8 protein-coding genes are annotated in these 13,155 nt (G+C 42.5%); 2 read left to right on the forward strand and 6 right to left on the reverse strand.

The window, feature by feature from the left end; translation table 11 throughout:
* The first annotated feature begins 272 nt into the window (after window positions 1–272).
* Entirely contained in the window at window positions 273–1,382 is a 1,110-nt protein-coding gene (locus AB5I83_RS08690) for a M20 family metallopeptidase (protein ID WP_448974543.1), read from the forward strand.
* A gap of 415 nt (window positions 1,383–1,797) precedes the next feature.
* On the opposite strand, the gene AB5I83_RS08695 is transcribed toward AB5I83_RS08690, so the two are convergent.
* Both AB5I83_RS08695 and AB5I83_RS08700 read right to left on the reverse strand, forming a co-directional pair.
* Entirely contained in the window at window positions 1,798–2,166 is a 369-nt protein-coding gene (locus tag AB5I83_RS08695) for a DUF805 domain-containing protein (RefSeq protein WP_448974545.1), read from the reverse strand.
* 57 nt (window positions 2,167–2,223) lie between these two features.
* Window positions 2,224–3,396: an acyltransferase family protein gene (locus AB5I83_RS08700; RefSeq protein WP_448974546.1), complete on the reverse strand. Its 1,173-nt coding sequence runs from the start codon at window positions 3,394–3,396 to the stop codon at window positions 2,224–2,226.
* 419 nt (window positions 3,397–3,815) lie between these two features.
* Between AB5I83_RS08700 and AB5I83_RS08705 the strand changes: the two genes are divergently transcribed.
* Window positions 3,816–10,055 carry a pullulanase gene (locus tag AB5I83_RS08705; protein ID WP_448974548.1) on the forward strand — a complete coding sequence of 2,080 codons (6,240 nt, stop codon included), beginning with the start codon at window positions 3,816–3,818 and terminating at the stop codon, window positions 10,053–10,055.
* 41 nt (window positions 10,056–10,096) lie between these two features.
* Here the strand turns inward: AB5I83_RS08705 and AB5I83_RS08710 are convergent, their stop codons facing one another.
* From AB5I83_RS08710 to AB5I83_RS08725, 4 genes are read right to left on the reverse strand one after another with little or no spacing between them, the layout of a single operon-like run.
* Complete coding sequence (locus tag AB5I83_RS08710) at window positions 10,097–10,348, reverse strand: DUF4176 domain-containing protein (RefSeq protein WP_448975259.1); 252 nt, start codon at window positions 10,346–10,348, stop codon at window positions 10,097–10,099.
* Window positions 10,341–11,006, reverse strand: a complete 666-nt coding sequence (locus AB5I83_RS08715) for a hypothetical protein (protein WP_448974550.1) — start codon at window positions 11,004–11,006, stop codon at window positions 10,341–10,343. Before AB5I83_RS08715 ends, AB5I83_RS08710 begins: the two co-directional genes overlap by 8 nt.
* Before the next feature lie 13 nt (window positions 11,007–11,019).
* The gene (locus AB5I83_RS08720) at window positions 11,020–11,769 is read right to left on the reverse strand and encodes a hypothetical protein (protein WP_448974552.1); all 750 of its coding nucleotides are present in this window, start codon (window positions 11,767–11,769) and stop codon (window positions 11,020–11,022) included.
* A 21-nt stretch (window positions 11,770–11,790) separates the two neighbouring features.
* Window positions 11,791–12,870, reverse strand: a complete 1,080-nt coding sequence (locus AB5I83_RS08725) for a hypothetical protein (RefSeq protein WP_448974554.1) — start codon at window positions 12,868–12,870, stop codon at window positions 11,791–11,793.
* Window positions 12,871–13,155 lie beyond the last annotated feature (285 nt).

Raw genomic sequence — 13,155 nt, forward strand, 5'->3', positions numbered from 1 at the left:
CAGGTTTTTGGCTGCTATAACTTACTTGTCTTAGTACAGATGAAGACCCACTGCTTATTAACCATTATGGACACGTCCTAAATGTGGATTATGCAACCATTGCCATTACGAGTGGAAAGCCTATCATGCCAGGTTAAAACGAATAATATAAATGTTATAATAGTACAATCGGATTAATCTGGGACTGCATGAATCATTCGCAGGATTTATCAAATACACTAGAAAGCAGCGTGATAATAATGGATTCCATAAGGCAGTTTATGGAGGACCATTTGCATGAGATTTTAGATGATATCAAGTTTCTGGTCGAATGTGATTCTCCATCAATGAATAAAAAACTCGTCGACCAGTGCGGAGAGAGGATTCAGGAGCTTTTATATCGCGATTTTGGTAAACGGGCAGAAGTGTTGGAAGAAGAGAAATACGGAAATCACCTAAAATTTGAATTCGGGGAAGGAGACGAAACTATCTTAATCCTTTCCCATTTTGATACGGTTTGGGAGCCTGGCGATTTAGAGTTTAAAATCGAAGGCAATCGTGCCTATGGACCTGGCATCCTGGATATGAAGGGTGGCTTGGTACAAGCTATTTGGGCAATAAAAGCCATTAAGGAATTGAATATCCCGTTCTCAAAGAAAATTGTATTCCTTTTTACCAGTGAAGAAGAGGTGGGTAGTCCGACATCGCGCTATGTCATTGAAGAAATAGCGAAGGATTGCGATTATGCGTTGGTTACAGAACCACCCGTTGTTAAGACGGGTGCTTTAAAAACGGCAAGAAAGGGTTCAGCGCGTTATTATATCGATATTACCGGTAAGGCTGCCCACGCTGGCAACAACCATCATGAAGGAGCAAGTGCCATTCAAGAGGCTGCCAAGGTCATCGATTTTTTAGAATCCTTAACAGATTATGAGGTTGGAACCACCGTCAATGTTGGATTTGTTAAGGGCGGAGGCAAGCTCAATGTCGTGGCTGACTTTGCAGAGATTGGCATCGATGTCCGAGCGAAAACCAGTGAGGAACAAGAAAATATTGATGAAGTAATATGTGGGCTGACACCCTTCACAGAGGGAACAAGTATTGACGTTCGAGGAGGCATTTCACGCCCACCGATGGAACGAAATCAAGATACAAAAGATTTATTCCAGACCGCTAAAGAAGCAGCAAAAGAAGAAGGCTTCAAGTTAAAAGAAGCATCGGTTGGAGGAGGAAGCGACGGAAACCTCACAGCCAGCATGGGAATCCCAACCTTGGATGGACTCGGTACCATCGGAGACGGAATCCACGCAAGAAACGAACACATCATCATCAGCCAAATCCCAGAACGAGCAGCATTTTTCACTAACCTGCTGATTAGTATCGGGACAGAAGATGGGGAGTAGGAATGGTATTGTACACCATGAACAAGCACACCATTTTGCGCAGAAGACGAAAAGGGCAGGTTGAGCTGTTAAAATTGCTCATCCTGCCCTTTGTTATGGTGCCTGTCACCACCCGAAATTTGTCGAATTGATTTTGGGATGGAGATTAATGCTTTACTGTCTTCTTTCTAGTTATTTTACATTTTTTAGGTTTAATAAAAAAATAAATCATTAACGACGTCCCATCTCAGAATTTACTACTGGGAAAGGATATTAAGGTATTTTACATATACGAAAAAAAAATGACCACCCATAAGATAGTCATTCCAGATACTTATTATTTTCAACTCTGCTCCCCATCTTACACATAACTATCCGGGTGGAGGTTTTTGGCCAAAGCTATACAGATAGTTTCTGAGCTGTGATAGGCTCAAATTTAAGCCGATTTATTAAAGAGATTTTTAGGGTTCGGACCATACTTGTTGTCGTTTGCGTCGCTATCCAAACAAGTGAACACTAGTAAGATAATCCCCCCGACCAACGGTATGAAATTAACTAAGTACATCCAGCCGCTGTATCCGATATCGTGCAGTCTGCGAACGGTGACAGAAAGGTATGGAATCAACGTTAAGAAATAATAAATTAATATGACTACAAACAAAAGAAGTGACTCCACAGCGGATCCTGCAAGATAGAGTGTACCCATTATAAGAATGTGAAATAAATTAAAAAACCAGTATTCTTTCCGTCTCGCTCTGCCTTTAAAATTAGCGTAATTCTTTATTGCCTCTAAATACCACTGCATGTAATTGACCTCACTTTTAAAATGTTTATTTTTGCTTTACTAATGCCGTTTCCCAAGCTAGATTTTACGACTGTATGTCTCTGTATTATTTGGTACAAGAGACCCTCCACCAGGACGGTTTGTTTTTAGCCCAAACAGAACCCTTAGAATATTAACTCTTCTAATGATCAACTCGTATAATCCCATAATGATTAAAAATGCAGCAGATACTAAAAAGATCAATTTTACCGGTACAATCCATTCAAGGTTATAGATGGAAAAACCTAGTAAAATAATGACAGGTTGATGAAGTACGTAGAACGGCATGGAGGCTTCACTTGAATATTTCAATGCCCTGTTGGAAACGTTCAAATATTTATCACCGACGTATAGGATAAAGAAAATCATGTTCCACACCAATAGGACACGGATCATCATGAATACTGCCCAACCCCATGAAATCTCCATCGGGAATCCATAGAGAAATACCCAGGATATATAGGCAGCGGTACTTAGTATACTTAAAGCACCAGCTAGAGGCCCTATTTTACGGACAAATGCCCTTAATGATTCTCGAGCGAAAAAATAAAATCCAAAAACATATAATAATAGATAAAAGATTATTCCCCAGCTTGCTAAATTTACGACATTGTTGACGGTCAAAGCAGCGATTGTAAGAGGGATAGGAATGGATAAATAATGGATCATACTAAATTCCTTACCAGTCGCGATTTCTTTAGTTTTTATGAAAAAAGGCAATGTCAGGACTGAAAATATCAGTAACATTAAAAGATACCAGAGATGATGTCCAAAGAATGCGAAGTTCCCTGTACCGCCCATTTCCAGATAAAATCCGTCAAAGTAATGAGGAAAGAACTCCAGGAAAGAGCCTTCAAATTGATGGTTCGTGATTCTCTCAATATACACTTGCGGAGGTGACAACAGGAAAATCCCCAACAGTAATGGCAGCCCAAGCCGTAAAAGCCTTTCTTTTATAAAGCTTTTTGAATTTCTTTTGCTCAGTGCATAGTAAGTAGCCATTCCTGACAATACAAAGAAGACGGGCATGATCCAGTTCCCCACCAAGAGGGAGAAAAACTCGATATATGTATGATCAATGGAGTTGTTTTTAATGTGCCAATCAAACGAATTGAAAAACATCGAACAGTGATAAAGGAAGACGAGCAGCGTGGCCAATACCTTTATCCAGTCCAAATCATAATGTCTACCTAGTCGGCCTGCTTTTTCCATAAATTACCCCCTATGAGATAAATATACATTCTTATGGGATAAAAATACATATATTTTTAAGTCTAACGTCCTATGAATTTCGCTTTTTTTAGATTGGTGATTTAAATGATTGGTTCGCGTTTCTTTTGAGCTTCTGTTATTGCTAAATAGTGGAGAGATAGGATGGTCTCAAGTTTTTGCCTTCTTTCACATTTCTCTCACATTTTAAATTTTCAGTAGATTCTTTTTGCTTTAATGAATTGAAGTTTCTTTGAATCTATTGTAATATTGAGAGGAAAACTTGTTGCAAGCGTTTGCATTAATCGAGGCATAATTTTTTTACCTATTTGTGCAAACGATTTCATTTAGTAGAGCAAGGAGAAATAGTTAACAATAACTCTTCTCTATCACTCTACAAACATTATAAAAAGGGGGAAGAAATGTTAATGAGAAAGAACACTAAGCGTAATTTCTCGATCTTCATGACTGCAATCATGCTGTTGAGCCTGTGGCTGCCTTTTGTGCCTGCTCCTAAAGCATTTGCAGAAGATACTGGCACTGCTGTAGAGTCGACTGACCGCACAGTCCGTGTTCATTACATTCGTGAAGATCAGCAGTATGACGGCTGGAATATTTGGGTCTGGAATACTGGCAGACAAAATGACCAGATTGATTTTCAGTCTTATGAAAACGGCATGGCAACAGCTGATATTGCAGTTGCTCCTGAAACCGCTAATATCGGACTTGTAATCCGCAGCACAGATAATTGGGACACAGCGGTAAAAGAATTCGATAAAGACCGCATCATTCCGGTCAATAAAAATGATTCAATCACTAAGGCCTTCATCACGAGCGGCGTTGAGCAAATGCGAATCGTCCCTGATGGATCTGCTCCTGTAATTGACCAGGGAAATGCGACTTTCTTCTATCGTAACAAAGAGCTTTTTGCTAACGACGCAATGGACACGATTGAAAAAGTAGAATTGAAGTTTAATGGCGAAATCATTCCAATGACGTATGAGTCTGAGAATGAGAGATTCACAGCTACTTACGAAAACATTCCTAATGGCACAACTGCTTACACTTATGTTGTAACCATGAAGGACGGCACTACGACTGAAGTTCAGGATCCATACAATCCATCTTCAGAAATCGTCTTCCAAAAGGGCGAGCTGACTGTTTCAGGCACAGTCGCACCAGCTGCGATCGATTACAACCAGAACGCAGTGTTATCTCTTGATGTACAAGGAATGACTGATGGATTAACCATCAGCAAAATTACAGCTGACGTTTCGGCGCTTGGCGGATCCAAGCAGCTGGAAATCGACGCTGCATTAAAAGAAGTAACCATTGCAGTGGATGACAATGTAACAGCTGGAACAAAAGAAATTCCGCTAACTGTTGTAGACTCTTTCGGAAACCCTTACAACGGTACTGCTACTGTAGAAGTTAAAACAAGACAAGCTGTCGGTGAAAATGATTTTGACTGGGATGAGTCGATCATTTACTTCATGCTGACTGACCGTTTCTTTGACGGTGATGATACGAACAACGATCCTTACAACCAGAATTACGATGCAAAGAATGACCGCGGTACATACCAGGGCGGTGACTTTAAAGGAATCACACAAAAATTAGATTACCTTGATGATCTAGGAGTAAACACAATCTGGATCAGCCCGGTTGTAGAAAACATCAAGCATGATGTGCGCTACGACAATGAGGAAGGCCACTCATACTATGCATACCATGGCTATTGGGCTAGTAATTTTGGCAACTTGAACCCTCACTTCGGTTCTATGGAAGATTTCCACAACCTGATTGACGCTGCACATGAGCGCGGCATCAAAATCATGGTCGATGTGGTCCTTAACCACACAGGTTATGGCTTGAAAGAAATTGATGGAAGCATCACAAACCCTCCTGCCGGCTTCCCGACAGATGAAGAGCGCGCTACATTCAGCAGCCTGCTTCGTCAGGGAGAAGTAGGAACAGATGAGGTTCGCGGTGAACTGGCTGGACTTCCAGATTTCAAGACAGAAGACCCAGCAGTCCGTGATGCAATTGTTCAATGGCAAACGGACTGGATTGAAAAAGCAAAAACAGCAAAAGGCAACACGATTGACTACTTCCGTGTAGACACAGTCAAGCATGTTGAAGATACAACATGGATGGCGTTCAAGAACGCAATCACTGAAAAAATGCCGGAACATAAAATGATCGGTGAAGCTTGGGGAGCCAGCGCAACAAACCAGTTGGGCTATCTTGAAACAGGAATGATGGACTCCCTGCTTGACTTTGATTTTAAAAATATCGCGAAAAACTTTGCGAATGGAAAGCTTAAGGCAGCAAATGATGCCCTGATTTCCCGCAATGGAAAAATTGACAACACGGCTACACTTGGCCAGTTCCTGGGCAGCCATGATGAAGATGGATTCCTGCATGCTGTCGGCAATGACGAAGGCAAGCTGAAAATTGCTGCTTCCCTGCAGGCAACAGCAAAAGGCCAGCCGGTCATTTATTACGGTGAAGAGCTTGGCCAAACAGGAGCGAATAACTATCCGCAATACGACAACCGTTATGACCTTGCCTGGAATCAGGTAGAAGGCAATGACATTCTTGACCACTATAAGAAAATCCTGAATTTCCGCGGCGATCACTCGAAGGTTTTCGCTAAAGGTGAACGTACGGCAATCGGCGGTACAGACACTGATAAGTTCATGGTTTTTGCCAGAACTTATGGGAATGAAGCTGCATATGTCGGCTTGAACGTTGCTGACGCAGCAAAAGAAGTGAAATTGACAGTTGATGCCGGAGCGGTTGTTACAGATCATTACTCTAGCAAAACTTACACTGCTTCAGAAGCGGGAGAGGTTGTTTTAACAATCCCTGCAAAAGCTGATGGCGGTACTGTTTTACTGACAGTTGATGGCGGTGCGATTACGGCTGCTGAAGCTGCGGGTACTGGAGATGGCGACGGAGATGGAACCGTTGAGCCAATCCCTGCAAACCATGTCCGTATTCACTACAAGCGCGATGATAACAACTATGAAAACTTCGGTGCATGGCTGTGGAACGATGTAGCATCCCCATCCGCAGGCTGGCCGACTGGCGCTACAATGTTTGAAAAGAAAGACAGCTATGGCGCTTATATCGATGTAGAACTTATCGAGGGCGCGAAGAACATTGGCTTCCTCGTTATGGACGTAACAAAAGGTGACGCTGGTAAGGACGGCGGAGACAAAGGCTTTACGATCACATCACCTGAAATGAATGAAATTTTTATCAAGCAAGGCGACGATACGGTTTATAAATATGAGCCTGTCAACCTGCCTGAAAACACAGTCCGTGTTCACTATGTGCGTGACAATGCTGACTATGAAGACTTTGGACTTTGGTTCTGGGGAGATGTTACATCCGCTCCTGTAAACTGGACTGCAGACGCTCCAAGCTTCGAAAATACAGACCGATATGGTGCGTATGTCGATATTGAGCTGAAAGAAGATGCAAAAGAAATCGGCATGATCACCCTGAACAAAGTTACTCAAGAAAAGGATGGCGGGGACAAGAAGTTCAACCTCCTGGACAAATACAATCACGTATGGGTAAAACAGGGCGATGACAATGTCTATGTTTCTCCATACTGGGAACAGGCGACAGGTCTTGTATCTGCTGAGGTTCTCAATGAAAAGACGATTCTATTAGGCTTCACGATGACTGACGGTCTAACAGCCGATTCTCTAAAAGAAGCTCTTGCAATCAAAGATGCAGATGGTGCTGACGTGACAATCGACGGTGTCGAAATCACTGGTGCTACTTCTGTAAAAGTTACAGCACAATTCGCATTAGACAAGCTTCCATTGTCTGTCACATATGCAGGCAGAACGGTTTCAGCTGCTTCTGGCTGGAGAATGCTTGATGATATGTATGCTTATGATGGAAATGACCTTGGTGCAACTTACAAGGATGGCGGAGCAACATTGAAGCTTTGGGCTCCAAAAGCAAGCAAGGTTGTTGCAAACTTCTTCAATAAAGACGATGCAGCTGAAAAAATTGGCAGCATTGAATTGGAGAAGGGTGACAAGGGAGTCTGGTCTGTTGTGGCTGCTCCTGGAGACCTTAATGTAAATGATCTTGAGGGTTATTTTTACCAATATGATGTTACAAATGATGGAGTGACTCGTCAGGTTCTTGACCCTTATGCAAAATCAATGGCGGCTTTCACAGTGAATACGGAAGGCGAAGCTGGTCCAGATGGTGACACCGTTGGTAAGGCAGCGATCGTTGACCTTAGCGATACAGACCCTGAAGGATTCAGCCACGCAAAAATCGATGGCTATGAAAAGCGTGAAGATGCAGTCATCTACGAGGTCCATGTACGTGACTTCACTTCCGATCCTTCAATTGAAGGTGATTTGAACGCAAGATGGGGTTCTTATGAAGCGTTTGCTGACAAGCTTGATTACATTAAGTCTCTTGGCGTAACACATGTCCAATTGCTTCCTGTCATGGCTTGGTATTATGGCGATGAAACAAAGATGGGACAAAGAGAGCTTGATTACTCTGCTGGCGGAAACGAGTACAACTGGGGCTATGACCCGCACAGCTACTTCTCGCCGGATGGAGCATATTCAGAGGATGCGACTGATCCTGAATTACGTGTAAAAGAATTGAAAGAAATGATCGATGCAATTCATGATGCTGGAATGGGTGTTGTCCTTGATGTTGTTTACACTCATATGGCTAAAGCTAGCCAGCTGAATGATATTGTTCCAGATTACTATGCGTTCCAGGACGCTCAGGGCAACTTCCTTGGCGGCTTCGGAAACAACCTGGCAACTAGCCATACAATGGCTGAAAAGCTGATGGTCGATTCCGTGAAATACTGGTTCGAAGAGTACAAGATTGATGGTATGCGCTTCGATATGATGGGTGACGCAACTTATCCATCTGTTCAAAACGCATATGACGCAGCAGCACAAGTAAATCCTGACGCATTGTTCATCGGTGAAGGCTGGAGAACATTCGCTGGCCACGTCGCTGAGCCAGAATTAGCTGGCATGGGTGCTGACCAGGATTGGATGAACAAGACAGATGACGTTGGCGTATTCTCTGACGAAATCCGTAACGAATTGAAGTCAGGCTTCGGTTCTGAAGGTGAACCTCGTTTCATCACAGGCGGAGCAAGAGACATCAACACAATTTTCAAGAACATCAAAGGTCAGCCAGGCAATACAGCTTGGGATGATCCGGGCGATATGGTACAGTACATCGCAGCGCATGATAACCTGCCGCTTCACGATGTCATTGCACAATCGATCAAGAAGGATCCGTCAGTAGCTGAAAATGAGTTAGAAATCCATAAGCGTATCCGCATTGGAAACTCGATTATTTTAACATCACAAGGAACAGCATTCCTGCACGCTGGCCAGGAATATGGCAGAACGAAGCAGTGGAAAGGCGAAGGCGTTCCTGAGCAGAAGTACCACGAACTGAAGGATGCACAGGGACAATCGTTTGGATACTTCATTCACGATTCTTATGATTCTTCCGATGCAATCAATATGTTCGATTGGGAAAAAGCAACAAACAAAGAAGAATACGAAGTGAACACGACAACACAAGCCTTCACAAAAGGTTTGATCGAGTTAAGAAAGTCAACAAACGCGTTCCGCCTCGGCGAAACGGAATTGGTTGACCAAAACGTAACATTGCTCGATATCCCTGAAATTAAGGATACAGACCTTGTGATCGCATACGAAAACGTATCAACTGACAAGACTGGCAACTACTATGTGTTCGTGAACGCTGATACTAAAGCACGCACATTGACGCTTGGCGATTACAACTTCGCTGACGGAGAAGTACTTGTCGACAGTGATGAAGCTGGTGCGAAGCCGGTAGTGGAACTGTCTGGTGTAGAATTAACGGACGAAACCATTACAATCGATCCACTGACGACAGTCGTCATCAAGCTTGATCGTAAAGCGACAGACAGCCCATCTGAGGAAGAAGAACCAGCATTATCTGGCTGGGTACAAAAAGATGGCAACTGGTACTATTATGTTGATGGCGTCATGGAAACTGGCTGGGTCCAGGACGGCGGAGAATGGTACTTCCTTGCAGACAGCGGAGCGATGGAAACAGGCTGGATCAAGGATGGCAGTAAGTGGTACTTCCTTGCAGACAGCGGAGCGATGAAAACGGGCTGGATCAAGGAAGCGGGCAAGTGGTACTTCCTTGCAGATAGCGGAGCAATGAAAACAGGCTGGGTCAAGGACGGAGGCAAATGGTACTTCCTTGCAGACAGCGGAGCAATGAAAACGGGCTGGATCAAGGGTGGAGACAAGTGGTACTTCCTTGCAGACAGCGGAGCAATGAAAACGGGCTGGATCAAGGACGCAGGCAAGTGGTACTTCCTGTCTGACAGCGGAGCGATGAAAACCGGCTGGGTTAAAGACAGCGGCAAATGGTACTTCCTAGCTAAATCCGGCGCTATGAAGACAGGCTGGGTCAAAGATGGCGCAAGCTGGTACTTCCTGTCTGACAGCGGAGCGATGAAAACTGGCTGGGTAAAATCAGGAACCAAGTGGTACTATCTGTACAGTAATGGAAAGATGGCCTACAATACGAAAATTGGTAAGTACAAATTAGGTCCAGATGGAGCTTGGATTCAATAAACAAAGAAAGAAGCGAGGGCGACCTCGCTTCTTTTTTGCGGTTAATTTAAGTTTTCTTTCGCGAATTCAATTTCTTCTTCATCCTGGAAGCCGATGAAGAAGACTTTTTCGATTTGGTCATGGTTGAAGAGGTACATATATTCTTCGTTTAGGTTCCCTTCTGGATAGAGGCAGGCGATATAATCCCATACTTTGTCGGAATTTAATTCCTTTTGCTTCCTTCCGTAGATCATGATTCTTTTTGATCCGCCATTAAGCAATACTACCGAGCCAATTGGCAAGTATTTATCCATCATTTCGATTCTCCTTTTTAATGCGTAACATGCTCATTCCTAAGACTGCAGCTGGGAAAAGGGTGAATACTGAAGCCATAAAGAACTGATAAGAAGTCTTTACGGATTCTTGATGTGTGAAGGCTGCTTCTTTTATTAGTGTTAAAGCTGCAAACATTAGAGCGATCATCCCGACAGCCAAAAGAGAACCGATTACATATGCCTTGCTGCTATTCAACTTCCTTAATTTCGGAGAAGAGATGAATAGAGACAATATAAGCAGAATGACAGCACCTGCAAGATATAGGAGAAGGGTTAACTGGGAGTAGTTTACTTCCTCAATGATCAGTCCGTCCCTGACTCCGGTCGTATACATCGCACTTGATGTTAGAAAGAGTTGGATGCTAAGAACCATAAGGTAAAAGAATAAATAGCGGCCAGCCTTGGTCCAAGTTTTATACTTTTTGGAAAGTGATAATCCATAGCCAAAAAGTGTAGCCGAAGAGACTAGCAATATAATAAAACTTATGTTCATCCAAATTGGCAGGATAGAGAAATGCTGCAAATTAATTAGTGAAATGAACATAGTCATGATAAAAAATGCTATATTCACCAACTTAATATTTTTTTGCATTTCTTTAGGGTTGGTGTAGACAGGTTGAGTTCTGACAGTTTTCATTGTATTCCCCTCTCTAACTAGTTAACAACAAAGGCAAGTTGCCTAACTGGGTCTCTCTTAATATGACCTTGTCACCTGAAGCTGAATAGACTGTGGTTGCTGTTTTTATTTTACCAGAATCATTTGCTGCTACGGTCATTTTCGTTTCTCTATGACGAAGGTTCTCTGTTAAGTAGACTGTAGTATTTTGCGAGTGAACAGCAGATAAAATGGTTGATATTGATTTTGCAGGAAGATTCATATTTTCACAGTATGTAAAAAGAGCATCCGTCCCTTGTTCAGAGAAAATCTCTAATAATTTTTCAAAGTCATCAAGAGTTAATTCTAATTGGAATTCATTCAGTTGGTTCATCCCATTATTCGTGTCGGTCGCCGCAGACAGCAATTCACTATGAAGGCCTCGAGAGGTGACAAAGGATAGTGAATAGTGTTCGGGATATACCTTTACGACAATATTCTTTTCGGTTTTTTCACCAGTATAGATAATAGTTCGGATTTCTTCATTTTCGATAACTGAAATGACTTGTTCTGCTGTGAAAATTCCTGCAAGGTGTTCCATTAAATGATCAGTAATATATGGATTTCCTTCTTCATTCAATTTTAATAGTCCTTTTGAAAAGGAGCTTTCGCAAAAACTGATCCATTCTTTCTCCATTTTTTCAGGGGAATAGTCAGCGAATGGGTCTTCGATGAAGAGAGGAAATGGCTGTTCAATGATCACGCATAAAAATCCTATATCAGTTGTTGATAAATGAAATGTCATTTAAAGGTCTCCTTTTCTCATCTAGCCAGGTGACACTGCACCAGTCTTGGGCTTGGAATTAAATAGACCGCCAACCCATTCAGCCGCACCTTTTACAGCACTTCCAACAGCTTCTACACCATCGCCAACGACGTCCTGAACAACGCCCAATGTCGATTTCTTATTCTTTCCGTTGCCCCAAATTTCAGCTTTGAGAAGTTTATCCCCTACATAAGCTGATAGGACACCTACACCAGCGCCGATGACTGCGCCAGCAACCGTTCCAACTCCCGGTGCGATAAAGGTGCCGACAGCTGCCCCGATTTTTGCACCAGCAACACCCACACCAACGGAGGCTCCGCCGGCTATCACAGCATTGCTGACTTTTCTTTCTACAGAGATTTTCTTTTCAGTAGTCAGTTCATTATATGCCTCTGCACCACCCGAAAGCCAAGGGGCGACTTTCGATACTACATTTATCCCTTTAACCCACTTAGAGATATTATAAAGCTTCGTTGCATGAGGGTATTTGTTGTTTTTGATGTTCTCAATTGTATATCTTCGTGCTAAACCGTGTCCGCCATGGTATGTCTCACTGTTTAATACCTTTAAGTACTTACCGTCAACAATGAACCTTGGCAGATGGTAGTAAGCGGGCAGTCCAGATAACGGCAACTCGACCAACATATCACGGATTAGGTTGATTTCATTATGAGTCAAAAAGTCAGCCAGCCCTTGATCCCAGCGGGCTGCATTGGTGGATTTGACCTTATCAGGAGTTTTTCCATTACCAGGAATCTTGCAAACTTCTAATGTTTGAGCTTTTTCACCGGCGATTTTCAACATATGTTGAGCGCGCTTCTCGATATTTTTCTCCGCATTTTCATACTTTTGCGTCGCAACATTTATAAAGGACTTAAGTGCTTTTACATTATTTTCTAATTCTCGAATCTGTCGATTAGATAGCCATAAAGAAGAGTTAATTCCTTTACGAGCTTTAATCCGGGAATCAACAGCATTATTCAATGAGAAAAGCTGTGATTCTAGTTGAACCAATTTAGAGGAAATGGTATGGAGACTTGCATTCGAATCCCTTACCCTGTCGATATTTACCTTAATCATTCTGCAAACCCGCCTCCTTTGCTGTCCTTTTTAGGAGTTAACACATCTATCAAGATGTTATAACATATCAATGGTTTTAACAATATTTAACAACCGTTTTAGTACTAAAGGAGGATGTGTTTTGTCTCTGTTTGCGGATTTTCGTGAACGCATGGGAATGCTTCCGGTTATTTTTTAACACCCTGAGTTCAACTTTTAGTTATAGCCAATTACTCCTGAGCTCTCAAAATACTAAGGATAAATTATCCAATATTTAGTTAAAATCCACTCTATTTTTCCGATATA

The sequence above is a fragment of the Mesobacillus sp. LC4 genome, assembly GCF_053543455.1.

Excerpts from the sequence above, each read along its gene's own strand:
- AB5I83_RS08700 (WP_448974546.1), bottom strand. The coding sequence starts at position 3,396 with ATGGAAAAAGCAGGCCGACTAGGTAGACATTATGATTTGGACTGGATA.
- AB5I83_RS08695 (WP_448974545.1), bottom strand. The coding sequence starts at position 2,166 with ATGCAGTGGTATTTAGAGGCAATAAAGAATTACGCTAATTTTAAAGGC.
- AB5I83_RS08725 (WP_448974554.1), bottom strand. The coding sequence starts at position 12,870 with ATGATTAAGGTAAATATCGACAGGGTAAGGGATTCGAATGCAAGTCTC.
- AB5I83_RS08715 (WP_448974550.1), bottom strand. The coding sequence starts at position 11,006 with ATGAAAACTGTCAGAACTCAACCTGTCTACACCAACCCTAAAGAAATG.
- AB5I83_RS08710 (WP_448975259.1), bottom strand. The coding sequence starts at position 10,348 with ATGGATAAATACTTGCCAATTGGCTCGGTAGTATTGCTTAATGGCGGA.
- AB5I83_RS08720 (WP_448974552.1), bottom strand. The coding sequence starts at position 11,769 with ATGACATTTCATTTATCAACAACTGATATAGGATTTTTATGCGTGATC.
- AB5I83_RS08705 (WP_448974548.1), top strand. The coding sequence starts at position 3,816 with ATGTTAATGAGAAAGAACACTAAGCGTAATTTCTCGATCTTCATGACT.